This window comes from Streptomyces sp. NPDC012637 (assembly GCF_042954805.1).
GTDB lineage: Bacteria > Actinomycetota > Actinomycetes > Streptomycetales > Streptomycetaceae > Streptomyces.
Genome location: NZ_JBIBDS010000005.1, coordinates 17,827 through 41,949 on the forward strand (window position 1 = coordinate 17,827; position 24,123 = coordinate 41,949).

General features: G+C 73.0%; 23 protein-coding genes. 17 read left to right on the forward strand and 6 right to left on the reverse strand.

Annotation, left to right across the window (positions count from 1 at the left end; all coding sequences use genetic code 11):
- Nucleotides 1–16 precede the first annotated feature (16 nt).
- Genes ACFY8W_RS20485 through nudC form a run of 4 tightly spaced genes read left to right on the forward strand, consistent with a single transcriptional unit; the run spans nucleotide 17 to nucleotide 6,734 of the window.
- A complete protein-coding gene (locus ACFY8W_RS20485; protein WP_391106965.1) occupies nucleotides 17–826 on the forward strand; it encodes a hypothetical protein in 810 nt (269 codons plus the stop codon).
- Between the two features lie 40 nt (nucleotides 827–866).
- Entirely contained in the window at nucleotides 867–4,310 is a 3,444-nt protein-coding gene (locus ACFY8W_RS20490; protein ID WP_391106968.1) for a UvrD-helicase domain-containing protein, read from the forward strand.
- A gap of 10 nt (nucleotides 4,311–4,320) precedes the next feature.
- Nucleotides 4,321–5,751 carry a dipeptidase gene (locus ACFY8W_RS20495; protein WP_391106971.1) on the forward strand — a complete coding sequence of 477 codons (1,431 nt, stop codon included), beginning with the start codon at nucleotides 4,321–4,323 and terminating at the stop codon, nucleotides 5,749–5,751.
- 35 nt (nucleotides 5,752–5,786) lie between these two features.
- Complete coding sequence (nudC, locus tag ACFY8W_RS20500; RefSeq protein ID WP_391106974.1) at nucleotides 5,787–6,734, forward strand: NAD(+) diphosphatase; 948 nt, start codon at nucleotides 5,787–5,789, stop codon at nucleotides 6,732–6,734.
- An 87-nt stretch (nucleotides 6,735–6,821) separates the two neighbouring features.
- On the opposite strand, the gene ACFY8W_RS20505 is transcribed toward nudC, so the two are convergent.
- Complete coding sequence (locus tag ACFY8W_RS20505) at nucleotides 6,822–7,079, reverse strand: mycoredoxin (protein WP_391106977.1); 258 nt, start codon at nucleotides 7,077–7,079, stop codon at nucleotides 6,822–6,824.
- Between the two features lie 151 nt (nucleotides 7,080–7,230).
- Between ACFY8W_RS20505 and ACFY8W_RS20510 the strand changes: the two genes are divergently transcribed.
- The 5 genes from ACFY8W_RS20510 (at nucleotide 7,231) to ACFY8W_RS20530 (ending at nucleotide 11,076) form a co-directional block, all read left to right on the forward strand.
- Complete coding sequence (locus ACFY8W_RS20510; protein ID WP_391106980.1) at nucleotides 7,231–9,417, forward strand: UvrD-helicase domain-containing protein; 2,187 nt, start codon at nucleotides 7,231–7,233, stop codon at nucleotides 9,415–9,417.
- Between the two features lie 209 nt (nucleotides 9,418–9,626).
- Nucleotides 9,627–9,932 carry a hypothetical protein gene (locus tag ACFY8W_RS20515; RefSeq protein ID WP_391108234.1) on the forward strand — a complete coding sequence of 102 codons (306 nt, stop codon included), beginning with the start codon at nucleotides 9,627–9,629 and terminating at the stop codon, nucleotides 9,930–9,932.
- 173 nt (nucleotides 9,933–10,105) lie between these two features.
- A complete protein-coding gene (locus tag ACFY8W_RS20520; RefSeq protein ID WP_360973588.1) occupies nucleotides 10,106–10,474 on the forward strand; it encodes a WhiB family transcriptional regulator in 369 nt (122 codons plus the stop codon).
- On the forward strand, nucleotides 10,471–10,794 hold the full coding sequence (locus ACFY8W_RS20525; RefSeq protein WP_391106984.1) for a hypothetical protein: 324 nt from the start codon (nucleotides 10,471–10,473) through the stop codon (nucleotides 10,792–10,794). The genes ACFY8W_RS20520 and ACFY8W_RS20525 overlap by 4 nt, the downstream gene beginning before the upstream one ends.
- Before the next feature lie 99 nt (nucleotides 10,795–10,893).
- Nucleotides 10,894–11,076 (forward strand): hypothetical protein, encoded by a 183-nt coding sequence (locus tag ACFY8W_RS20530; protein WP_391106986.1) that lies wholly within the window; start codon nucleotides 10,894–10,896, stop codon nucleotides 11,074–11,076.
- Nucleotides 11,077–11,122: 46 nt separating this feature from the next.
- Here the strand turns inward: ACFY8W_RS20530 and ACFY8W_RS20535 are convergent, their stop codons facing one another.
- Nucleotides 11,123–12,475 (reverse strand): AarF/UbiB family protein, encoded by a 1,353-nt coding sequence (locus tag ACFY8W_RS20535; RefSeq protein WP_391106989.1) that lies wholly within the window; start codon nucleotides 12,473–12,475, stop codon nucleotides 11,123–11,125.
- A gap of 58 nt (nucleotides 12,476–12,533) precedes the next feature.
- Nucleotides 12,534–13,742: a ThiF family adenylyltransferase gene (locus ACFY8W_RS20540; RefSeq protein WP_391106992.1), complete on the reverse strand. Its 1,209-nt coding sequence runs from the start codon at nucleotides 13,740–13,742 to the stop codon at nucleotides 12,534–12,536.
- A 167-nt stretch (nucleotides 13,743–13,909) separates the two neighbouring features.
- Between ACFY8W_RS20540 and ACFY8W_RS20545 the strand changes: the two genes are divergently transcribed.
- From ACFY8W_RS20545 to ACFY8W_RS20560, 4 genes are all read left to right on the forward strand, one after another.
- A complete protein-coding gene (locus ACFY8W_RS20545) occupies nucleotides 13,910–14,485 on the forward strand; it encodes a SprT-like domain-containing protein (protein ID WP_391106995.1) in 576 nt (191 codons plus the stop codon).
- A 116-nt stretch (nucleotides 14,486–14,601) separates the two neighbouring features.
- Nucleotides 14,602–16,257, forward strand: a complete 1,656-nt coding sequence (locus ACFY8W_RS20550) for a TerD family protein (protein ID WP_391106998.1) — start codon at nucleotides 14,602–14,604, stop codon at nucleotides 16,255–16,257.
- A gap of 14 nt (nucleotides 16,258–16,271) precedes the next feature.
- The gene (locus tag ACFY8W_RS20555) at nucleotides 16,272–16,952 is read left to right on the forward strand and encodes an AIM24 family protein (RefSeq protein ID WP_391107001.1); all 681 of its coding nucleotides are present in this window, start codon (nucleotides 16,272–16,274) and stop codon (nucleotides 16,950–16,952) included.
- Between the two features lie 19 nt (nucleotides 16,953–16,971).
- Nucleotides 16,972–17,727, forward strand: a complete 756-nt coding sequence (locus ACFY8W_RS20560; RefSeq protein ID WP_385694512.1) for an AIM24 family protein — start codon at nucleotides 16,972–16,974, stop codon at nucleotides 17,725–17,727.
- A gap of 57 nt (nucleotides 17,728–17,784) precedes the next feature.
- On the opposite strand, the gene ACFY8W_RS20565 is transcribed toward ACFY8W_RS20560, so the two are convergent.
- Nucleotides 17,785–18,306 (reverse strand): NUDIX domain-containing protein, encoded by a 522-nt coding sequence (locus ACFY8W_RS20565; RefSeq protein ID WP_391107004.1) that lies wholly within the window; start codon nucleotides 18,304–18,306, stop codon nucleotides 17,785–17,787.
- Nucleotides 18,303–19,736, reverse strand: coding sequence for a zinc-dependent metalloprotease (locus ACFY8W_RS20570; protein ID WP_391107007.1), 1,434 nt, complete (start codon nucleotides 19,734–19,736; stop codon nucleotides 18,303–18,305). Before ACFY8W_RS20570 ends, ACFY8W_RS20565 begins: the two co-directional genes overlap by 4 nt.
- 268 nt (nucleotides 19,737–20,004) lie before the next feature.
- On the opposite strand from ACFY8W_RS20570, the gene ACFY8W_RS20575 reads away from it, so the two are divergent.
- From ACFY8W_RS20575 to ACFY8W_RS20590, 4 genes are all read left to right on the forward strand, one after another.
- Nucleotides 20,005–21,114, forward strand: coding sequence for an NAD-dependent epimerase/dehydratase family protein (locus ACFY8W_RS20575; protein WP_391107009.1), 1,110 nt, complete (start codon nucleotides 20,005–20,007; stop codon nucleotides 21,112–21,114).
- 79 nt (nucleotides 21,115–21,193) lie between these two features.
- On the forward strand, nucleotides 21,194–21,664 hold the full coding sequence (locus ACFY8W_RS20580; RefSeq protein ID WP_128983016.1) for a molybdenum cofactor biosynthesis protein MoaE: 471 nt from the start codon (nucleotides 21,194–21,196) through the stop codon (nucleotides 21,662–21,664).
- 230 nt (nucleotides 21,665–21,894) lie between these two features.
- Nucleotides 21,895–22,128 carry a hypothetical protein gene (locus ACFY8W_RS20585; RefSeq protein ID WP_391108313.1) on the forward strand — a complete coding sequence of 78 codons (234 nt, stop codon included), beginning with the start codon at nucleotides 21,895–21,897 and terminating at the stop codon, nucleotides 22,126–22,128.
- Between the two features lie 56 nt (nucleotides 22,129–22,184).
- Nucleotides 22,185–23,273: a PDZ domain-containing protein gene (locus ACFY8W_RS20590; RefSeq protein WP_391107012.1), complete on the forward strand. Its 1,089-nt coding sequence runs from the start codon at nucleotides 22,185–22,187 to the stop codon at nucleotides 23,271–23,273.
- Between the two features lie 151 nt (nucleotides 23,274–23,424).
- Here the strand turns inward: ACFY8W_RS20590 and ACFY8W_RS20595 are convergent, their stop codons facing one another.
- Nucleotides 23,425–23,982 carry a PPA1309 family protein gene (locus tag ACFY8W_RS20595; RefSeq protein ID WP_391107015.1) on the reverse strand — a complete coding sequence of 186 codons (558 nt, stop codon included), beginning with the start codon at nucleotides 23,980–23,982 and terminating at the stop codon, nucleotides 23,425–23,427.
- Nucleotides 23,983–24,123 lie beyond the last annotated feature (141 nt).

The window sequence follows — 24,123 nt, forward strand, 5'->3', positions numbered from 1 at the left end:
CCGCGAGGAGGCTCGCATGGCGTCCACCACACTTCGCGCCGCCACCGTCGCCTGCACCGTCCTGGTCGCCGGCGCCGCCGCACCCACCGCCCTGGCCGCCGCCGCCCAGTCCCCACCCGTGGCCGCCGTGCGGGCCGCCCCCAGCCCTTCGCCCGACCCGTTCAAGGACCTCACCGCCGACCAGATAGGCGACAAGGCCGTCACCGCCACCCAGTCCGCGACCTCGCTGCGCATGACCGGCAGGGTGCTCTCCGGCGGCCAGCCGCTGGACGTCGACTTCGCCGTCAACGACAAGAGCGAGTGCACCGGCGCCATCAAGCTGCGGGGCGGCGCCGCCGAACTCCGCCAGACCGACCGCGTCACGTACATGAAGGGCGACGAGAAGTTCTGGCGGGCCTCCATGACCTCCCAGGGCATGCCGCCCGCGCAGATCGACGCGACGATCGAACTCCTCAAAGGGCGCTGGCTGAAGATCCCCCAGGGCCAGCCCGGCACCGAGGGCCTCAGCGGCGTCTGCGACCTGAAGGCGTTCCTCGCCGACCTCGGCAAGAACAAGGAGGACCGCACCGGCCTGGTCCGCGGGCCCGACGGTGAGGTGAACGGCACACCCGTCGCCACCCTGGTCAAGAAGAAGACGGGCGGCGAGACCACCACCGTCTCCGTCTCCGAGCGCGGCAAGCCGTACATCCTGAAGACGGTCAAGAAGGGCGGCGCGGAGCCGGGATCCGTGACGCTCTCCGACTACGACAAGCCCGTGAAGGTCGTCGTCCCGCCCGCCGACGAGACCGTCGACCTGTCCAAGCTGGACCCGGGCACCGCGGCCTGACCGGAACGCGCTGTCGGTGGTCCCCGTTAGCCTCTTTCGGGTGACCGCACGCATCACCGACCCCGAGCAGCTCAAGGAGCTGCTCGGCATTCCGTTCACCCCGGAGCAGACGGCCTGCATCACCGCGCCGCCCGCCCCGCAGGTCATCGTGGCCGGAGCCGGCTCCGGCAAGACGACGGTGATGGCCGCCCGGGTGGTCTGGCTGGTCGGCACGGGCCAGGTCGCGCCCGAGCAGGTCCTCGGTCTCACCTTCACCAACAAGGCCGCCGGCGAGCTCGCCGAGCGCGTCCGCACCGCCCTCGTCCGCGCCGGCGTCACCGACCCCGACGTGATCGACCCGGACGACCCTCCGGGCGAGCCCCGCATCTCCACGTACCACGCCTTCGCCGGCCAGCTCCTCACCGATCACGGCCTGCGGATCGGCCTCGAGCCCACCTCACGCCTCCTCGCCGACGCCACCCGCTACCAGCTGGCCGCCCGCGTCCTGCGCGAGGCCCCCGGTCCGTACCCGGCGCTCACCCGCTCCTTCCCGACCCTCGTCGGTGACCTCCTCGCCCTCGACGCCGAGCTCGCCGAGCACCTCGTACGGCCCGAGCGCCTCCTCACGTACGACACCGAGCTGCTCGCCGGCCTCGCCACGGCCAAGCTCACCAACGCCGACCTGCGCAAACTCCCCGAGGCCGCCACCGCGCGCCGTGAGCTCCTCGACCTCGTCGTCCGCTACCGCGCGGCCAAGCGCTCCCGCGACCTGCTCGACTTCGGCGACCAGATCGCCCTCTCCGCCGAGCTCGCCACCACCCGGCCCGAGGTCGGCGCGATCCTCCGGGACGAGTTCCGGGTCGTCCTCCTCGACGAGTACCAGGACACCTCCGTCGCCCAGCGGCTGCTCCTCTCCGGCCTCTTCGGGCAGGGCACCGGGCACGCCGTCACCGCCGTCGGCGACCCCTGCCAGGCCATCTACGGCTGGCGCGGCGCCTCCGTCGCCAACCTCGACGACTTCCCGGAGCACTTCCCGTACGAGGACGGCCGCCCCGCCACCCGCTTCGCCCTGTCCGAGAACCGGCGCAGCGGAGGACGTCTCCTCGACCTCGCCAACGGCCTCGCCGCCCCGCTGCGCGCCATGCACGCGGGCGTGGAGGCGCTGCGGCCCGCGCCGGGTGCGGAGCGGGACGGCAGCGTCCGCATCGCGCTGCTCCCCACCCACGCGGAGGAGATCGACTGGCTCGCCGACTCCCTCGCCCACCTCGTCCGCACCGGCACCGCGCCCGGCGAGATCGCCGTCCTGTGCCGCACGGCCACCGACTTCCCGGCCGTCCAGGCCGCCCTCGTCGCCCGTGACGTCCCCGTCGAGGTCGTCGGCCTGTCCGGCCTGCTCCACCTCCCCGAGGTGGCCGACCTGGTCGCCGTCTGCGAGGTCCTCCAGGACCCCGGCGCCAACGCCTCGCTCGTGCGGCTCCTCACCGGCCCCCGCTGGCGCATCGGCCCGCGCGACCTCGCCCTCCTCGGCCGCCGCGCCCGGCTCCTCGTGCACCGGCCGGGCGAGGGGAGCGACGACGCCGACCAGCGGCTCGCCGCCGCCGTGGAGGGCGTCGACCCCGCCGAGGTGATCTCCCTCGCCGACGCGCTCGACACCTTCCTCGACTCCGGCGGCGGAGAGGACGACGGCCTGCCGTTCTCCGCCGAGGCCCGGGTCCGGTTCGCCCGCCTCGCCACCGAGCTGCGCGCCCTGCGCACCTCGCTCGCCGACCCGCTGATGGACGTCCTGCACCGGGTCCTCGCCGCCACCGGCCTGGAGGTCGAGCTCTCCGCCTCGCCGCACGCCCTGGCCGCCCGCCGCCGTGAGACCCTCGGCAACTTCCTGGACGTCGCCGCCGGCTTCGCCTCCCTCGACGGCGAGGCCACCCTGCTCGCCTTCCTCGGCTTCCTGCGCACGGCCGCGCAGTACGAGAAGGGCCTGGACAACGCGCTGCCCGGCGGCGAGAACACCGTCAAGGTGATGACCGCCCACAAGTCCAAGGGCCTGGAGTGGGACGTCGTCGCGGTGCCCGGCCTGGTCACCGGCCAGTTCCCGTCCACCCGCGCCCGCGAGTCCTGGGCCGCCCAGCCCCAGGTCCTCCCGCACGCGCTGCGCGGCGACGCGGCGACCCTGCCGCAGCTCGACGCCTGGGACGCGAAGGCGCTCACGGCCTTCAAGAACGGCATGCGGGACCACCAGCGCACCGAGGAGCTGCGCCTCGGCTACGTGACCTTCACCCGCCCGCGCTCCCTCCTCCTGGGCTCCGCCCACTGGTGGGGCCCGGCCCAGAAGAAGCCGCGCGGACCCTCGGACTTCCTCCAGGCCCTGTACGAGCACTGCGCGGCCGGCCACGGCGAGATCGAGGCCTGGGCGGACGCCCCGGAGGAGGGCGACGCCAACCCGCTCCTGACCGCGGACCTCGCCGACCAGGCCTGGCCGCTGCCCCTGGACAAGGAGTCCCTGGAGCGGCGCCGGGAGGCCGCGCGGGCCGTCATGGCCCGCCTCTGGGCCCAGGAACCGACCGCGCCCGCCCACGCCGCGCCCACCCAGGCCGACTTCGCGGGGGTCCCGGATGCGGACCCGGGCGACCTCTGGTTCCCGGAAGACCTGGAGGACCCGGAGGACCCGGAGGCCCTGGACGGCCTGGAGGAGCCGCACGGGGAACCTCCGTACGACCAGGAGTGGGGGGAGCCCCACGTGCCGGCGCCCCGCGCCGAGGCCCGCCCGGCGGAGCCGGCCCTCACTCCCGAGGACGCCCGCACCATCGCCTCCTGGGACCGCGACCTCACCGCCCTGACCGCCGAGCTGCACCGCTCCCGCGCCACCACCCGTGACGTCCTGCTGCCCGCGTACCTCTCCGCCTCCCAGGTGCTGCGGCTCGCCGCCGACCCCGAGGGCTTCGCCAAGGAGCTGGCCCGGCCGATGCCGAAGCCGCCGCAGCCGGCCGCCCGGCGCGGGACCCGCTTCCACGCCTGGGTGGAGTCACGCTTCGAGGAGCTGCCGCTGCCCATGCTCGGCCCGGACGAGCTGCCCGGCGGCGAGGACTTCGCGGGCGAGCCGGAGATCCTGGACGAGCGGGACCTGGACGTCCTGAAGGAGGCCTTCGACCGCACCCCGTACGCCCGCCGCACCCCGTACCGCGTGGAGATCCCCGTCCACCTCTCCCTCGCGGGCCGGGTGGTCCGGGGCCGGATCGACGCCGTCTACCGGGACCCGGACACCGGCGCGTACGAGATCGTCGACTGGAAGACCAGCCACCTGCGCAACGCCGACCCGCTCCAGCTGGCGATCTACCGCCTGGCCTGGGCCGAGCAGCACGGCCTCGACCCCGAAGAGGTGGCCGCCTCCTTCGTGTACGTCCGCACCGGGGAGGTGGTCCGTCCTGCCCGGCTGCCCGGTCGGGCGGAACTGGAGGCTGTGCTCCTCGGCACACCGGCCGACGACGGGACGGGTTCCGGCGCCGGATAGGCTCGGGGCCATGAGCGAGACCCCGGACAGCGCCGTCCACGCCGCGGACACCCGTGCCGTGCGCGCGTACATCGAGCAGCACCGGTCCGCGTTCCTCGGCGAGCTCGCCGAGTGGCTGCGGATCCCTTCCGTGTCGGCGCAGCCCGAGCGGGCCGCGGACGTCCGGCGCAGCGCCGAGTGGCTCGCCGCCAGGCTGACCGGCACCGGCTTCCCCGTCGTCGAGGTGTGGGAGACCGATGGCGCGCCGGCCGTGTTCGCCGAGTGGCCGTCCGGAGAGCCGGACGCCCCGACCGTCCTCGTCTACGGCCACCACGACGTGCAGCCCGCCGCCCGTGAGGACGGCTGGCACACCGAGCCGTTCGAGCCGGTGGTCGTCGACGGCCGGATGTACGGGCGGGGCGCCGCCGACGACAAGGGCCAGGTCCTCTTCCACACCCTCGGAGTCCGCGCGCACCTCGCCGCGACCGGGCGCACGGCGCCCGCCGTCAACCTCAAGATGATCGTGGAGGGAGAGGAGGAGTCGGGTTCGCCGCACTTCCGCGCCCTGGTGGAGGAGCGCGCCGACCGGCTCGCCGCCGACGTCGTGATCGTCTCCGACACCGGCATGTGGTCCGAGACCACGCCGACCGTGTGCACCGGGATGCGCGGGGTCGCGGACTGCGAGATCGACCTGTACGGCCCCGACCAGGACATCCACTCCGGTTCCTTCGGCGGCGCCGTGCCCAACCCGGTCACCGTCGCCGGCCGGATCGTCGCCGCCCTGCACGACGCCGACGAGCGCGTCGCGATCCCCGGGTTCTACGACGGCGTCACCGAGCTGACCGACGCCGAGCGGGCCCTGGTGGCCGAGCTGCCCTTCGACGAGGGCGCCTGGCTGAACACGGCCAAGTCCCACGGGACCCTCGGCGAGGCCGGCTTCTCCACCCTGGAGCGCGTCTGGGCCCGCCCCACGGCCGAGGTCAACGGCATCGGCGGCGGCTACCAGGGCCCCGGCGGCAAGACCATCGTGCCCGCCTCCGCCCATCTGAAGCTCTCCTTCCGACTGGTCGCGGGCCAGGACCCGGCGCGGATCGAGACGCTCGTACGGAAGTGGCTGGCCGAGCTGGTGCCGGCCGGCGTCCGGCACGAGATCGTCTTCGGAGCACCGACCCGGCCCTGCCTCACGCCGCTCGGCCACCCCGCCCTCAAGGCGGTGGCCGGCGCCATGAGCCGCGCCTTCGACGGCGCCAAGATCCGCTACACCCGTGAGGGCGGCTCGGGACCGGCCGCCGACCTCCAGGACGTGCTGGACGCCCCGGTGCTGTTCCTGGGCATCTCGGTCCCCTCCGACGGCTGGCACGCCCCGAACGAGAAGATCGAGCTGGATCTCCTCATGAAGGGCGTCGAGACGACCGCGCACCTGTGGGGCGACCTGCCTTCGGCCCTTCACGCCGCGCGCTGAACCCACACATCGAACCGGGGGAGTTGGAAGCACCTGTGAGCACCTTGAACAACGCGTTCGCGGACCGCCCGATCTCGCTCACCGCCCCGAGCGGGATCGACCGCGCCGCCCACCACCGCCTCGACGAGGCGTGGCTCGCGGCCGCCTGGAGCCACCCGACGACCCGGGTCTTCGTGGTCTCGGGCGGTCAGGTGCTGATCGACGACACGCCCGACGGCCGGACCGAGCTGGTCATGACCCCGGCCTTCGAGGCCCCGGTCACCGAAACCCACCGCTACTTCCTGGGCACGGACGCCGACGGCGTCTCCTACTTCGCGCTCCAGAAGGACAGCCTGCCGGGCCGCATGGACCAGTCGGCGCGGCCGGCCGGGCTGCGCGAGGCGGGGCTGCTGCTCTCGCCGCGGGACGCCGGTCTGATGGTCCACGCGGTGGCGCTGGAGAACTGGCAGCGGCTGCACCGCTTCTGCTCGCGCTGCGGCGAGCGCACCGTCATCGCCGCGGCCGGGCACGTCCGCCGCTGCCAGGCCTGCGGCGCCGAGCACTACCCGCGCACCGACCCGGCGGTGATCATGCTGGTCACCGACGAGGAGGACCGCGCCCTCCTCGGCCGCCAGGTGCACTGGCCCGAGGGCCGCTTCTCGACCCTGGCGGGCTTCGTGGAGCCGGGCGAGTCCATCGAGCAGGCGGTGGTGCGCGAGGTCTTCGAGGAGGCGGGCGTCACGGTCGGCGAGGTGGAGTACGTGGCCAGCCAGCCCTGGCCCTTCCCGTCCAGCCTGATGCTGGGCTTCTTCGCCCGGGCGACCTCGGCGGAGATCACGGTGGACGGAGAGGAGATCCACGAGGCCCGCTGGTTCTCCCGCGAGGACCTGGCCGCGGCCTTCGAGTCGGGCGAGGTGCTGCCGCCGTACGGGATCTCGATCGCCTCCCGGCTGATCGAGCTCTGGTATGGCAAGCCGCTGCCCAAGCCCGGCGACGTGGTCTGAGCCCGGCCCCGCACCCGTAAGCGGAACGCGACAGCCCCCGTCCGGCAGTGCCGGGCGGGGGCTGTTTTCGGCCAGTAGGCGCTCGGGTCAGGCGGCGAGGGCCTGCTTGACCTGGGCCAGGCTCGGGTTGGTCATGACGACCTCGCCGCCGCCGGCCTCCGGGACCACGCGCACGGTCGGGACGGTCTGGTTGCCGCCGTTGGCCTGCTCGACGAACTTCGCCGACTCGGGGTCCTGCTCGATGTTGATCTCCGTGTACGCGATGCCCTCACGGTCCAGCTGGCTCTTCAGCCGGCGGCAGTAGCCGCACCACGTGGTGCTGTACATCGTCACAGTGCCCTGCATGGCCAGGCGCTCCTCTGTTCGCGGGTGGATGCCGAGAGGAAGAACGTACGCCCCCGGCCGGCCATTCCCGGAACCGCGTTCGTATGACCGGCGCCACCCGCCTGTGGACAACGCGCCGCATCGATCCCGCCGGACCTGGCAGCATGGCGGGGTGACAGCAGCAACGCACTCCACTCTCTTCCCGCAGGTCCCCGAGTCGGCCGACGCGGTGCTCGACGGGCTCGACCCCGAGCAGCGCGAGGTCGCCCTCGCCCTGCACGGACCGGTGTGCGTCCTGGCCGGTGCCGGTACGGGCAAGACGCGCGCTATCACCCACCGCATCGCGTACGGCGTGCGGGCCGGGATCGTCGCGCCCGCCAGCGTGCTCGCCGTCACCTTCACCAACCGCGCCGCGGGCGAGATGCGCGGCCGGCTCCGCCAGCTGGGCGCGGGCGGCGTCCAGGCCCGCACCTTCCACTCCGCGGCCCTCCGCCAGCTCCAGTACTTCTGGCCGAAAGCCGTCGGTGGCGAGCTGCCCCGGCTGCTGGAGCGGAAGGTCCAGCTGGTCGCCGAGGCCGCCGCCCGCTGCCGCGTCCGCCTCGACCGGAACGAGCTGCGGGACGTCACGAGCGAGATCGAGTGGGCGAAGGTCACCCAGACCGTCCCCGCCGACTACCCGGCCGCCGTCGCCAAGTCCTCCCGCGACTGCCCCCGCGACCCCGCGGAGATCGGTCAGATCTACGCGATGTACGAGCAGCTCAAGCGCGAGCGCGACGTGATCGACTTCGAGGACGTGCTGCTGCTCACCGTCGGCATCCTCCAGGACCGGCACGACATCGCCGACCAGATCCGCCGGCAGTACCAGCACTTCGTGGTCGACGAGTACCAGGACGTCTCCCCGCTCCAGCAGCGGCTGCTCGACCTGTGGCTCGGCGACCGGGACAGCCTGTGCGTGGTCGGCGACGCCAGCCAGACGATCTACTCGTTCACCGGCGCCACCCCGGACCACCTGCTGAACTTCCGCACCCGCCACCCGAACGCGACCGTGATCAAGCTGGTCCGGGACTACCGCTCCACCCCGCAGGTCGTCCACCTGGCCAACGGGCTGCTCAGCCAGGCCCGCGGCCGGGCCGCCGAGCACCGCCTGGAGCTGGTCTCCCAGCGCGAGCCCGGCCCCGAGCCCGCCTACACGGAGTACGCGGACGAGCCCGCCGAGGCCGAGGGCACCGCCCGGCGCATCCGCGACCTCATCGCCGCCGGCGTCCCGGCCGGCGAGATCGCCGTCCTGTACCGGATCAACGCCCAGTCAGAGGTCTACGAGCAGGCCCTGGCCGACGCGGGCGTGCCCTACCAGCTGCGCGGCGCCGAGCGCTTCTTCGAGCGCCAGGAGGTCCGCGAGGCGGGCGTCGCCCTGCGCGGCGCCGCCCGTGCGGGAGGGAACGACGCGCTGCTCGACGACGCCGAGGACCTGCCCGCCCAGGTCCGTGCCGTGCTCTCCACCAAGGGCTGGACCGGCGAGCCGCCCGCCGGCTCCGGCGCCGTCAGGGACCGCTGGGAGTCGCTGGCCGCGCTCGTCCGGCTCGCCGAGGACTTCGCCCGCGCCAAGCCCGGCGCCACCCTCTCCGACCTGGTCGCCGAGCTCGACGAGCGGGCCGCCGCCCAGCACGCCCCCACCGTCCAGGGCGTCACCCTGGCCTCGCTGCACGCCGCCAAGGGCCTGGAGTGGGACGCCGTCTTCCTGGTCGGCCTCACCGAGGGCATGATGCCGATCACCTACGCCAAGACCGACGAGCAGGTCGAGGAGGAGCGCCGGCTGCTCTACGTGGGCGTCACCCGGGCCCGGGTCCACCTGTCGCTGTCCTGGGCGCTCTCGCGCTCCCCGGGCGGCCGCGCCTCCCGGCGCCCCAGCCGCTTCCTGAAGGGCCTGCGGCCCGGCTCCGGCCCGCTCGGCCCGGTCGGCGCCGGCGGCACGGGCGTCGGCGGAGGCATCGACCGGGGCAGCGGCCCGGGGCGGCGCAAGCGGCGCGGACCGGTGCTCTGCCGGGTCTGCGGCGCCACTCTCACCGAGGCCGGCGAGATGAAGCTCATGCGCTGCGAGGACTGCCCCTCCGACATGGACGAGGGACTGTACGAGCGGCTGCGCGAGTGGCGCATGGAGCAGGCCCGCGAGCTCGGCCAGCCGCCCTATTGCGTCTTCACCGACAAGACGCTCATGGCGATCGCCGAGCGCGTGCCGGCCTCCGACGGGGAGCTCGTCACGATCTCGGGGGTCGGGGCCCGCAAGCTCGATCGTTTCGGCGCCGACGTACTGGCCATCTGCGCAGGTGAAGAGCCCGGAGGAAGCCACGAGGAGGCCTGAGAAAAACTCGTGGGAAAAATAGTTTGCGCCCGCCCCGTCAAGCCCCATAGGTTCTTAACCACGACACAGCGGCTTCTTGGAAGCCCTGTCTTCGTGCTGTACTTGTCCAAATGAACATGAGGGTCCGGCTCACACCGAGCCCTCCGAGACGCCGAGAGGAGGCGATTCCAGTGATCAGCATCAAGAACGTCAAGACCAGCACCGCCAAAATGACCGATCTCTCGGTCGTCGTCTCCGCATGCTCGCTCGGCCTCGCCGCCTCCGCGTCCTCCGCGCTCTTTGGCACCGGTCTGTCCGGCGCCGGTCTGCCTCTGGGCATGTCCGGTCTGCTGATGGACCGCCTCGAGCGCAATGAGCGACCGACCAAGGCACTGGAAGCAGCAGCAGTAGTGGGCAAGGCCAAGGCCGCTGCCTACGGCTTCGCGGCGACCGGTGCCGGCATTCAGCGGACGACGCAGCAGCACCACACGATGTGGGCCTTCCGTGGGCTCGAACCCTGGAGTGATCCAGCCTGATCGACGATCAGGCCGGCGCCTTCAGGGCCGCGGAACCCCATCAGGGATCCGCGGCCCTTCTGTTTGTCCCCGAACGGGGCTGACGGAGCGAGGGGGCCTCGGGACCAGCAGTGACCGGTACCAACAGAAAACCCGGCCAACAGGCCGGAACGACAGACGAGGAAGACAAACCCGTGCAACTCGAAGCGCACGCCCCGTCCGTACCGCCTTCCGAGACGATCCCCCCGCCCTGCCTCACGGAGGACTCCACCTTGACCCCCCTCACCGCGCTCACCGCGCTCGACGACGCCATCGAGAACCTCGGCGTACCCGTCCCCTGCCGCTCGTACGACCCCGAGGTCTTCTTCGCCGAGTCCCCGGCCGACGTCGAGTACGCCAAGTCGCTCTGCCGGACCTGCCCGCTCATGGAAGCCTGCCTCGCGGGCGCCAAGGAGCGGCGCGAGCCCTGGGGCGTCTGGGGTGGAGAGCTCTTCGTCCAGGGCGTGGTCGTCGCCCGCAAGCGGCCCCGTGGCCGCCCGCGCAAGAACCCGGTTGCGGCATGAACGCCCTCGGAACCGTCGACCGCCCCCTCACGCACGATCCCCAGAAGCAGGCCCCGATGACCTCGTCCGCCCACGAGCCCTCCGGCTCCGCGACTCCAGACGTTTCGATCAGTGGCGCGAAGCGCTCGCGCCAGAACAGGACCCGTGAAATGCAACTCATCCCAGAAGCCCTGGCCCGTGCCCATATGCACGACCGCCTGCGGGAAGCCGACGCGGTACGCCAGGCCTCGCGCCTGGTCGCCGCCCGGCGCATGCAGCGGCGCGCCGAGCGCGTGTCGATGCGCGCCCGCCGCGCGATCGCCATGGCCGTCATGCACTGAGCCAGGCAGACCCTGAAACCGCGGGGGCCGGTCCGAACGGACCGGCCCCCGCGGTGCGTTGCCCCGGACACGGGCGCTCGGCGGGTTATCGTCACCAAGGTGAACGACGCCTCTGCCGACGAGCCGCTCATCGTGTGCGCCCGCTGCGGCAAAACCGCCCCGGAGCTGCCCGTCACCTGGACCTGCTCGGTGGAGAACGGCACCCGCCAGTACTTCTGCGAGGACTGCGCCCGCGCCAACATCAGGGCCATCGAGGGCCGCCTCGACTCCTCCTGGTGGTGACCCGGCCGGGGCCGAAGCCCGGCCAGGCCCCGGGGCCTGGCCGGCCCTACTCGTCCTCGGCGACGAAGCCCGGCAGCCACTCCTCCAGCTCGTCCCGCAGCCGCACCGTCGCCCCCAGCTGACACAGCACCCCGATCGTGCTCAACGTCACACGGTGTATCAGCAGGTACGAGGGCGGCAGATTGAGCTGCTTGCCCAACTGGTGGGCGGGGGAGCGGGGATCGGCGATCCTCGCCGCCTGGGCGCGCATCCAGCCGCGGGTGAAACCGAAGGCCTCCACCTCGGCCGGCTCGATGATCGGGAGCAGGTACTCCAGGACCTCGTCGGGGTCCAGAGCGATGGACTTCTTCACGAAGCCCTCCGCGCACAGCAGCTCGTAGACCGGCTCTGCCTGCCCGGACAGCGTCATCCGCAGACAGGCGCCGATCGTCTCCGGCAGCCCGCCCGGCAGCCGGTCCACCGTGCCGAAGTCGAGCACGCCGAGCCGCCACGAAGCGGACGAGTCGTCATCCTCCCCCTCCGGCCCCGGCAGCAGCCGGAAGTTGCCCGGATGCGGGTCCGCGTGCAGCAGACCCGTGCGCGCCGGCCCCGAGAAGAGGAACCGGGCAAGGAGCTGTCCGGCCCGGTCGCGCTGCTCCGGCGTGCCGTCCGCGATCACCTCCGACAGCGGGACGCCGTCCATCCACTCCGTGACCAGCACCTGCTCCGACTGGTGCACCACCGCCGGGACCACCACGTCCGGGTCGTCCGCGAACTCCTCCGCGTGCTCCCGCTGCGCCTCGGCCTCGAGCCCGTAGTCCAGCTCCTCGGAGACCCGGTCCCGCAGCTCCGTGATCAGCGGCTTCACGTCCATGCCGGGAACCAGCGGACCCAGCAGCCGGGCGAACCGGCTCAGCTGCGTCAGATCCGAGAGCAGCGCCTCGCCCGCGCCCGGATACTGCACCTTCACCGCGACCTCGCGGCCGTCGTGCCACACCGCCCGGTGCACCTGCCCGATCGACGCGGCCGCCGCCGGCTTGTCCTCGAACTCCAGGAACAGGTCCCGCCATCCCTCGCCCAGCCGCTCCTCGAGCACCGCGTGCACCGTCCGCGTCGGCATCGGCGGAGCGGCGTCCTGCAGCCGCGTGAGCGCCGCACGGTAGGGGCCGGCGATCTCCTCCGGCAACGCCGACTCGAAGACGGACATGGCCTGCCCGAACTTCATCGCCCCGCCCTTGAGCTCGCCGAGCACCTTGAACAACTGCTCGGCCGTGCGCTGCTGCAGCTCGCGCGCCACGAGCTCCGCCGACTTCCCGCCGATCCGCTTTCCCAGACCCCACGTGGCCCGCCCGGCGAAGCCCAGGGGCAACGCGGCCAGCTTCGCGGTCCGGGTGACCGCCTTCCGGGGAAGATCAGACATACGCCCTCCAAGTCCCAGACTGCAGTTCCACACGGAGCCAGGGCCCTCGGGGCAGGCCCTACCCCGCCATTGTGTCGTGCGCCGCTCGAGCCGCCGTCGCATGCTCCCCCTCCCCGCCGCGGCGCGCCCCGCACGGACACGCCGGGTGCGCCCGGACCGGCGCCGAGCGCCACTCGAGCAGCGGCAGCGACACCTCCCAGCGCGCCCACGTGCTCGACGGCAGGTCGCCGTCCAGGAACGCCAGCGCGTGCGCCGCGGCGAGGCCCGCGACCGCCGACGCGAGCGTCACGTCGCACGCGGGCAGCGGATGCGGCCGCCCCGAGCGCCACTGCGCCGGAAGCCGTGGCCACACCGGCTCCCGGTCGGCCAGCTCCCGCTGCATGCAGCCCGCGCAGGCCGTGCCGCCCGGCAGCACCAACGGACCCACCACACCGGTGGCTTCGAGCACTCCCGCATAGAGGTGGGGCGTGCCGGTGGCGATCCAGGCCTCGGCCGGGAGCGGGTCGGGGACGTAGGCGCCGAGGCCGTCGCGCGGGGCGACCACCACGAGCGAGACCCCGGCTTCCCCGCCCCCGCCCCCTCTCCGGCCCCGTCCCTCTCCCTCCCGGCCTCCGGGCGGGCCGGGGCGGTGCGGGCGGCCGCCCGGGGCGGTGCGGGTCACCAGACGGCGGGCCGCCACCGCGCGGCGCTCGCCGACCGACTCCGGCGGCAGTCCGCCCGGCGACACCTCCCACGGCGCGACCGTGCCCGCGTCCAGGACCTCGACCCGTCCGACCCCCGCCGCCGACAGAAGCGCCGCCACCGCCGCGCCCACCCGTCCCGCCCCGCGCACCTGCACCCGCAGCGCGCGCCGCGCGGCAAGCGCCCGCGCCGCCCCGTCCGGCGCCCGGTGCACCACCGACAGCGAGGCCAGATCGGCACGCACCGGATCGAGCGCCGGGTCCGCCCGGCCGCCGGGCTCGCCGTCCTGGCCCCCGTCCAGGCAGCCCGGCGGCCCGCCCGGTGGCCGTACCGAGGCGTCGGCGATCAGCCCGGCCGCGGCGAGCCGGGCGAGCAGGGCGTCGAGACGGCCCTCGGGCAGGCCGAGCGCCGCCGCCTCCGCCCGCAGCAGATCCATGCCGCGCGTGCCGTCGAGCAGGCCGATCAGACTGCCCGTCGTCGTGTCCACCGGTCCCAGGACCACCGCGTGCGCCGGCGTCACCCCGAACTGCACGTACCGCATGTTCCGCCAGGCGCGCCGCAGCGCCGGCTTCACCATCGGATGCATCAAGCCACCCCCCGAACTCGGTTCCCCACCGTGTCCCATCGGTTCCACGAGTCAGGTTGCCCGGACGGCGCGAGCGGTGCGGAGAGTTGTCCACAGGACTGAGGCATTAATCATTCGAATGCGATGGTGCGGGACTTCCCCCGCCGCCGGCGGGTAACGTCGGGGCCGTGTCGGCCGACCCACAGCCCAGCGTGACAAGCAGCCCGCCCCGCGGCTCGGGGACGAGCGCGGTCGAGGTCCGCAGGAGCTCCCGCCGGAGGAGAACGGTCTCCGCCTACCGCGAGGGCGACCGCACCATCGTGCTCATCCCCGCCCGGATGTCGGAGGCGGAGGAGCGGCGGTGGGTCACCGTCATGCTGGACAAACTGGCCGCCCAGGAGAGCCGGAGCGTCCGCGGCGACCGGGAACTGACCGAACGGGCGGCGCAGCTCTCGGAGCAGTACTTCGACGGCCGGGCCCGCCCCGCGTCCGTCCGATGGGTGACGAACCAGAACACCCGCTGGGGCTCGTGCACCCCTTCCGAGGGAAGCATCAGGCTCTCCCACCGGCTCCAGGGAATGCCCGAGTACGTCGTCGACTACGTCCTCTGCCACGAGCTGGCGCACCTCCTCGTGCCGGGCCACGGACCCCGCTTCTGGCGGCTCCTGGAGGCCTATCCGCGCACCGAGCGCGCCCGCGGCTACCTGGAGGGCGTGGCCGCGGCCGGCCGGCTGCCGCACCTGTCCGACGCCCGCGAGGACTGAGCCGCGTATTGCTCCGGTTCTGTACCGAACGGGTACGGGCCTGCCGCAATGTCTCGGCCACCCGTTAGCCTGGCGCGACGCATTCGTCATTTCGGGATGGGGGACGGTCGTCACACATGGCCAGGGAATTCCAACGCGGCCACAAGGCCAAGATCAGTGATCTCACGGCGGGGACGGATCTGTACGTGGGCGTGCAGATCTCGGCGCCCGGTCTGACCTTCGACATCAGCTGTTTCGGCCTCGACGCCGACGAGCGGCTCTCCGACGACCGCTACTTCGTCTTCTTCAACCAGCCCAAGTCGCCGGAGGAGTCCATCCAGTTGCTCGGCGCGCAGGCCGGCGACACGGAGTCCTTCCGCGTGACGCTGGACCGCGTCCCCGCGCACATCCACAAGCTGTCCTTCACCGCGACCATCGACGGCGCCGGGCAGATGTCGCAGGTGGGTCCCGGCTGGATCCGGATCGTGGCGGGCGGCGAGGAGGTCGCCCGGTACGCGTTCACCGGCGCGGAGTTCTCCACCGAGCGCGCCGTGATGCTCGGCGACTTCTACCTGAAGGACGTGTGGCGGTTCGCCGCCGTCGGCCAGGGCTTCGACGGAGGCCTGGAAGCGCTCCTGAAGAACTTCGGCGGCGAGGTCGCCGAGGAGGAGCCCGCGGCCCAGCAGCCGCCCGCCGCCGCGCCGGGCTTCGCCCCGCCGGCCCAGGCCGCCGCGCCGCCCGCCTTCGGCGCCCCCGCCGCCCCGGCCCCCGCGGCCCCGGCTCCGGCCGCCCCGGCCCCCGCGCCCGCGTTCGGCGCCCCGCCCGCTCCCGCGCCCGCCCCGGCCCCCGCGCACGTGCACCACGCCCCGACGATGGCCGCGCCCATGGCACCTCCGGCGCCGCAGGCGCCTCAGGCACCCGCCCCGGCCCCCGGCCCGTACGGCCAGCCGCCGCAGCAGCCGCAGTACGGCCAGGTCCCGGGCCAGACGCCGCCGCACGGCGCGCCCGCGCCCTACGGGCAGCCCGCCCCGGCCCCGTACGGTCAGCAGCCGCAGTACGGCCAGGCCCCCGGCCAGTTCCCGCAGCAGCCCGGCGTGCCGCAGGGCGTGCCCCAGGGCGTGCCGGCCGGTGGCGCCGGGCTCGCCGCCGCGCTCGCGCCGTACAAGGAGACCGCGACCGGCGCCCGCTGGACGCCGCAGAACCAGCAGCTCATGCGGGTCGACCTGGCCATGGGCGGCGTTCCCGTCCTCGCCCGGCAGGGCTCCATGGTCATGTACCAGGGCAAGGTCGAGTTCGCCCACAAGGGAGCCGGGTTCACCGGCCGGATCGTCGGCAACGCCACCGGCCAGGAGATGCAGCTGATGCGCTGCACCGGCCGCGGCCAGGTGTTCCTCGCCGAGGACGGCGCCCACCTGCACCCGATCGAGCTCCAGGGCGACGCCATCTGCGTCTCCGCCGAGAGCGTGCTCGCGTTCGACGAGTCGCTGCAGTACGAGGTCCGGCGCATCGAGGGCCACGGCATCCCCGGCGGCGCCCTGTTCACCATGCAGTTCCAGGGCACCGGCACCGTCGTCGTGAAGACCCACGGCATCCCGGTCGTGCTGCCCGTCACGCCGACCACCTTCGCCGACTGCAACGCCGTCGTCGCCTGGTCGGCCGCCTCCCAGGTCATCCTCTCCAGCCAGGTCAGGCTGCGCCGCAACGCGTACCCCGGCCACAGCGGAGAGACCGTGAACCTCCAGTTCCGGGGCGCGCCCGGCAACTTCATCGTCGTCCAGCCCTACGAGGTCTGAGGGAGCCCGGAACCATGAACCAGCAACTCGCGGGCTACGCCCCGACCCCGATCACGGCCCGGATGGAGAACCACGGCCGTTCCATGCTGAAGGTCGCCATGGCCTCCGGCCAGGACCTGTACGCCCGCACCGGCTCGATGGTCGCCTACGAGGGCTTCATCAGCTACGAGCCCAACCCGCCCGCCATCCGCCAGGTCGCGCAGGCCTGGGCCACCGGAGAGGGCGCCCCGGTCATGAAGTGCTCCGGCGACGGGCTGCTCTACCTCGCCGACTACGGCGCCGACGTCGTCGTGATCAACCTCCAGAACGACTCGGTCTCCGTCAACGGCACCAACGTGCTCGCCTTCGACGCCCACCTCCAGTGGGGCGTCGAGCGGGTCAAGGGGCTCGCCAAGTTCGCCGGACAGGGCCTGTTCAACGTGGAGATCGCGGGCACCGGCTGGGTCGCCCTCACCTCCCGCGGCACGCCGATCGTCGTCGACTGCGGCCGTGGCGAGGACGAGACGTACGTCGACCCGGACGCGCTCGTCGCCTGGTCGCCGGCCCTCAAGGTGAAGGGCAAGCGCAGCTTCAAGGCCGGCTCGCTCATCGGGCGGGGCAGCGGCGAGGCGTACCAGATGGCCTTCTCGGGCCAGGGCATCGTCGTCGTACAGCCGAGCGAGGACAGCACCGACCGCCTGCGGGTCCGGGGCTGAGGGGGAGCGAGAACACACCATGCAGAGCCCGCTTTTCAACCACGCCGAACAGCAGAGCCAGGACCGCTACGTCATCCAGAACCCGCAGCTGCTGCGGGTCACCCTGGGCGGCTCGGACGACATCCTGGCCCGCAAGGGCGCGATGGTCGCCTACCAGGGCCTCGTCGACTTCGACGGCGAGTACCAGACCCCGAACCAGCGCCGGGCCCGCGCCCGCACCGGTGAGGGCCTCGACCTGATGCGCTGCTCCGGTCAGGGCACGGTCTACTTCGCCAACCTCGCCCAGTACATCCACGTCGTGGACGTCGAGCAGGAGGGCCTGACCGTCGACAGCTCGTACGTCCTGGCGCTCGACTCGACGCTGCACACCGAGGTCATCGCCGTGGACAGCCAGTACGGCATCTCCGGCACCGGCAAGTACCAGCTGAACATCTCCGGCCGCGGCAAGGTCGCCCTGATGACCTCGGGCCAGCCGCTGATGATGCAGGTCACCCCGGAGAAGTACGTCAGCGTCGACGCGGACGCCATCGTCGCCTGGTCCACCGGACTCCGGGTGCAGATGCAGGCCCAGACGGTCAACAGCAGCGTCATGCGCCGGCGCGGCAACACCGGCGAGGGCTGGGAGCTCAGCTTCCTCGGCCAGGGCTTCGCCCTCGTCCAGCCGAGCGAGGTCATGCCGCCGCAGAACGCCGCCCTCGGTCAGGGCGTCGCCGCCCAGTTCGGCGTCGGCCAGCACGGCTCGCGCGCCCAGAACCAGAACAACGCCTGGAACTGAGCCGCGACGGACACGGGTGAGGGGCGGTCGCCGTGGCGACCGCCCCTCACCCGTGTGTCACAGGCGCTTCAGCGTGCCCTCCAGGAGCCGCACCACCGACGTGTCCGCCACGCCGGCCACCTCGTCGTAACCGAACCAGCGCAGGTCCAGCGACTCGTCGCTGATCTGCGCCGCGGCCCCGGCCGGGGCCAGCGCCGCGTACTGCACGTCCAGGTGCCAGTGGCACGGCGCCGGGATCGGATGCCGGTCGAGCCGCACCGGACCGCCGGGCAGCAGGCTCAGCCCCGCGATGCCGGACTCCTCCGTCGCCTCGCGCAGCGCCGCCGCCTCGACCGTCGGGTCACCCTGCTCGCAGTGGCCGCCCATCTGCAGCCACATGTTCAGCTTCCTGTGCAGGGTCAGCAGCACCCGTCCGCGCGTGGGGTCGATCACCAGCGCGCTGCTGGTGAGGTGACCGGCCGTGCACGGCTTGTACATGCCGTCCTCGTGCTCCGCCAGGTGCTCCAGGTAGACGTCACGGAGCTCCGGCTGGTCCTCGTACCCCTTCAGGACGAGGATCGCGTCGTCGCGCAGGCTCACTTCTCGTCGTCCCCGTCCCGGGAACCGTCGGAGTCGCCCTTCGCCGCCTCGCCCAGCATCCTGTCGAGCTCGGAGAAGTCCATGTGCTCGCGGTGCACGAAGCCGTCCGGGTCGTCCAGGTCGGTCGCCGTCGGCAGCATGTCCGGGTGCTCCCACAGACCGTCCCGGCCGTCCACGCCGCGCGCGTCGGTGAGCGAGGCCCACAGCCGCGCGGCGTCCCGCAGCCGGCGCGGACGCAGCTCGAGGCCGATCAGCGTGGCGAAGGTCTGCTCGGCGGGACCACCGGTCGCCCGACGCCGGCGCAGCGTCTCGCGCAGCGCGTCCGCCGAGGTCAGGCGGGACTTCGCGGCCTCGTGGACCACCGCGTCCACCCAGCCCTCGACCAGGGCGAGCGCCGTCTCCAGACGGGCCAGGGCCGCCTTCTGCTCCGGCGTGTCCTCCGGCTGGAACATGCCCTGCTGGAGCGCCTCCTGCAGCTGCTCGGGGTGGGTCGGGTCCAGCTGGCCCACCGCCTCCTCCAGCTTGGAGGTGTCGACCTTGATGCCCCGGGCGTAGCCCTCGACGGCGCCGAACAGGTGCGAGCGCAGCCACGGCACGTGCGCGAAGAGCCGCTGGTGGGCGGCCTCGCGCAGGGCCAGGTAGAGCCGGACCTCGTCCGCGGGCACGCCCAGGTCCTTGCCGAAGGCCTCGATGTTCAGCGGCAGCAGCGCCGCCTTGCCGGCCGGGCCCAGCGGCAGGCCGACGTCCGTCGAGCCGACGACCTCGCCCGCGAGCACGCCCACGGCCTGCCCGATCTGCTGGCCGAACATGGCGCCGCCCATGGAGCGCATCATGCCGATCAGCGGGCCCGCCATGGCCTGCATCTCCTCCGGCAGCACGTCGCCCATCGCCGCGCCGACCCGCTCCGCGACCGGGTCGACCAGCTGCTTCCAGGCCGGGAGGGTCGCCTCGACCCACTCGGCGCGGCTCCAGGCCACGGCCGTGCTCGCGCCGGAGGGCAGCGAGGTCACCTGGTCGAGCCACAGGTCGGCCAGGCGCACCGCCTCCTCGACCGCCGCCTTCTCGGCCGGGCCGACACTGGCGTCCTTGGTGCCGTCGGCCGTGCCCTGGGCGACCACCTGGCGCGCGATCTGCTTGGCCATGTCCCAGTTGACCGGGCCGCCCTCGTAGCTGAGCATCTGGCCGAGCTGCTGGAAGGCCGCACCCAGGTCCTGGGGGTTCAGGTTGCCGAACATCGCGGCGAACGGATTGTCCGCGCCGCCCTGGCCGCCCATGCCCGGCACGCCGAAGCCGAACGGGTTCGCCCCGAAGGGGTTGCCGCCCTGGCCACCGGACCCCTGGCCACCTCCGGCGGGGTCCTTCTTCTTGCCCTCGTCGCCGTTCTCCGGCTCCTCCGGCGGAAGGCCGAATCCGAATGGGGTGTCACTCACAGGTTTCCTCGGCTCGTCAGGCCGCCGGCTCCTGCCGACGGCGGGCTCTCGGCTCGGCTCGCCTCCCCGACTCCACACCACCAGCGTAGGTGGTGGCTCGCCGGTCGGGCCGGGCTCGCGACCGGCCCGACCGGCGAGCCACCACATGACATCCGCACCGGATCCGGGCTCGGTGCTCCGCCGGGCCGTGGCCTGGGGCAGGATGGACGCCACCTGGTACGTACGCGTCATTCGGGTACGTACTGAAGACAACCGCTGGAGACGCCCGGTGAGTTCCCCTGACCCTCAGGTTCGCGCAGCGCGAAACCACTCAACCCGGTCCGCCGCGCGCGGCCCCGTCGTCGCGGTCACCGGTGCCGCGTCCGGCATCGGTGACCTGCTGACCCGGCGCCTCGCCGAGTCCGACGAGGTCAAGCAGGTCATCGCCATCGACGAGCGCCGCGGCGAGGTGTCGGAGGCGCAGTGGCACATCCTCGACGTGCGCGACCCGGCCATCGCCGAGAAGCTGCGCGGAGCGGACGTCGTCGTGCACCTCGCGGTCGACCTCGACCTGGAGACCGACCCGGCCGCGCGCACCGCGTACAACGTGCGCGGCACCCAGACCGTGCTGACCGCCGCGGCGGCGGCCGGCGTGCACCGGGTGGTGCTGTGCACCTCGGCGATGGTCTACGGCGCGCTGCCCGACAACGACATCCCGCTCTCCGAGGACGCCGAGCTGCGGGCCACCGCCGAGGCCACCGGCGTCGGCGACCTCCTGGAGATCGAGCGGCTCGCCCGCCGCGCCCCGCGCGCCCACCCCGGTCTCAACGTGACGGTGGTCCGGCCCGCGGTCCTGGTCGGCGGCACGGACACGGCGCTGACCCGCTACTTCGAGTCGCCGCGGCTGCTGGTGGTCGCCGGATCGCGCCCCACCTGGCAGTTCTGCCACGTCGACGACCTGGTCAGCGCGCTGGAGTACGCGGCCCTGGAGAAGGTCGACGGCGAGTTCGCGGTCGGCTGCGACGGCTGGCTCGAGCAGGAGGAGGTCGAGGAGCTCTCCGGCATCCGGCGCATGGAGCTGCCCTCGGCGGTCGCCCTCGGCGCGGCGGCCCGGCTGCACCGGATCGGCCTGACCCCGTCCCCGGCCGGCGACCTCGCGTACACGATGTACCCGTGGGTGGTCAGCGTCGGGCGGCTGCACGACGCCGGCTGGCGGCCGCAGTGGACCAACGAGGAGGTGCTCGCCGCGCTCCTGGAGGAGGTCCAGGGCCGGCACACGGTCGCCGGCCGTCGCCTCGGCCGCAAGGACGCGACGGCGGCGGGCGCCGCGGGCGCGACGGTGGCCCTCCTGGGCACGGCGGCCCTGGTCCGGCAGATGCGGAAGCGGCGCGGCCTGTAGGACCCTCCTACGGAGGGCCGCGCGCCACCGGCGGAAAGCGCTATTCCGCGCTGTCCGTGCCGTACGGCACGATGGAGCCATGGCAGAGAACCACGCCCACGGCGACCACCCCGGCGAGCGGGCCGCGGACGACCCCATCAAGCTCCTCGCGATCCGGGACACCCCGCTCTCGGTCGACGAGGTCTTCCGAGCGGTCGGCGACGACGCGGCGGGCGGCACGACCCTGTTCGTGGGCACGGTGCGCAACCACGACGGCGGCGCCGACGTGGACGCGCTGGGCTACTCCTGCCACCCCAGCGCCGAGGCCGAGCTGCGCCGGGTCGCGGAGAAGGTCGTCGCGGACTACCCGGTCCGCGCCCTGGCCGCCGTCCACCGGGTGGGTGACCTCCGTGTGGGTGACCTCGCGGTCGTCGTCGCCGTCTCCTGTCCCCACCGCGGCGAGGCCTTCGAGGCCTGCCGCAAGCTGATCGACGACCTGAAGCACGAGGTCCCGATCTGGAAGCACCAGAAGTTCTCGGACGGCACGGAGGAGTGGGTCGGCGCCTGCTGAGCGCTCACCCCTTGCCTGGGGCTCCCGGCCGAAGGCCGGGGGAGGGCCGGGGCCTGCTGAGCGTTCACCCCGGGGGTTCGCCATGCACGGTTCCTGGCAAGGCGCCACGCCGACCACCCGTAGTCGAACGCCCCGATTTGCGTAACCGGCCCCCGCGCGTGAGCGTTGGTTCCGCGGATGAATAATCTGCTGATCAACTCACTCGTGACCCTTGGGGATGGGAGGTCGAGATGGCAGTGCTGGCTTGGTTGCTGATTCCGCTTTTCGCCGTCGTCGGCGCGGCGATATGGGGAAGCTGGGCTTCGCGGAACAAGACGATCGGTGACGTCGCCGAGCTCGCGGGATACGCGCGCTTCCGTGACGCCATGGAGCGGTCCCACACCGGTACCGCCGGCCCCGCGGCAGTCGCTTCCGCTTCGGCGCTGCCCGAGCGTGAGGCCGCCCCGGTGACGACCACCGGCTGATCCCGTACGGACCGCCCCAGGGGTGCACTCACAGACCAGTCCCGTACTGTCGTTCCATGCCACGCCGCACCGCGACGATGCTCGCCTCCACCCTGGTCCTGATCACGCTGCTCTGCGTCGGCGTCCTCATTCCGGTCCCGTACTCGGAGATGAGCCCCGGCCCGACCGTGAACACCCTCGGCGAGGCGCGTGGTGAGCCGGTCCTGCAGATCTCGGGCCGCAAGACCTACCCGACCGACGGCCATCTCAACATGACGACGGTCCGGGTCACCGGCGCGGACTACAGGATGAACGCGGTCGAGGCCGTCTACGGCTGGCTGGCCCACGACAGCGTCGTCGTCCCGCACGACACCCTCTACCCGGACGGCAAGACCGAGGAGGAGTCGAGCCAGGAGAACGCCGAGGAGTTCAGCCAGTCCCAGGAGAGCGCCAAGGTCGCCGCCCTCAAGGAGCTGAACATCCCGGTGACCACCCGGGTGGTCGTCGCCACCGTCGTCAAGGGCACCCCCGCCGAGGGCAAGCTGCACGCGGGCGACGTCATCCGCGCCGTGGACGGCGTGGCCGTCAAGGAGCCCGGTGACGTCGCCAAGCAGGTCACCAAGCGCGATCCCGGCCAGGACGTGGTCTTCACGATCGTCCCGGCCAAGGCGGCCGCCGCCGCGGAGAAGGCCCACAAGGACGCCACCGCGACCGAGAAGGTGGTCATCAGGACCGCCAAGTCGGAGGAGGGCGACCGGGCGATCGTCGGCATCCAGGCCGGCACCGACCACGTCTTCCCGTTCACCATCGACATCAAGCTGGCCGACGTCGGCGGCCCCAGCGCCGGCCTGATGTTCGCGCTCGGCATCGTCGACAAGCTCACCCCGGACGCGATCACCGGCGGCAAGTTCGTCGCCGGCACCGGGACCATCGACGACAAGGGCAAGGTCGGCCCGATCGGCGGCATCGAGATGAAGCTGGTCGGCGCACGCCGGGCGGGCGCCGAGTACTTCCTGACGCCCGCCGACAACTGCGCGGCCGCGGCTTCGGACACGCCCGCCGGTCTCACCCTCATCAAGGTCGACACCATCGACGACGCGACGAAGTCGCTGGAGAAGCTGCGCAAGGGCGACACGAAGTCGCTCCCCAGCTGCTCCAAGAGCTAGGCCGTCTGTTTCGGATCAGGGCCGGACGGACCGCGGCGTCCGGCCCTGATCCGAAAGAAACGGCCTGGGGGCCGGGACGGGCCGGGCCCAGGGCGGGTCTTCCGGATCTTGCCGGTGTCCCGGGCCCGATCCGGAGGACACGTCCTGGCCGCTACGACTCGAAGGTCGCCGCCAGCGCGTCCGCGAGCCCCGGAACCAGGTCCGGTCCGGTGAGCACCTCGTTCGGCGAGTCCTTCTCGCGCAGCCGGATCGCGGCCTCGCGGGCCCCGTTCCGCAGCACCGCGACCGTCATCCGGACCTCCTGGCGGTCCGGGTGCCGGGCCACCCACTTGGCGAGCTGGGCCTCGCTCAGGTCCTTCGGCACGGCGGCCTCGGCCGACGGCGGCAGCATCTGCCGCTCGACCGTGAGGGCACAGCCGGCCACGGCGTCGGGCCAGGCGATGGTGCCGAGGAACTCGTCGAGCGGCTTGCCGGGCGGCAGCTCGTCCTGCTCGATCGGCGTGTAGGTGGTGGTGGCGTCGTCGCCGCCGACGCCCAGCTGGGAGGCGAGGGCGGGCTCCTGGGCGCGCAGCCGGGCGGTGTCGACCAGGGCGAAGAGCCGGGCCGGCCGGTCCCAGCCGAGGCCCGACGCGTACTCGTCGATCTCGAGCACGGCGCGGGTGAGGGGGCTCGCGGCCATCGGAGGGCCGGAGGGGGAAACGTTGGACATGGGCAATATCCTGCCTCCTCTTCCCCCGGAGACGGGAACTAGGTAAAGCCTCAGTAAGTTGCATCAGTGGGCTCTACGATCGCGGAGCCTGCTTATCGACGCATTCGACGCATCAACCTCGAGGGGCGCACGTTGGCTTTC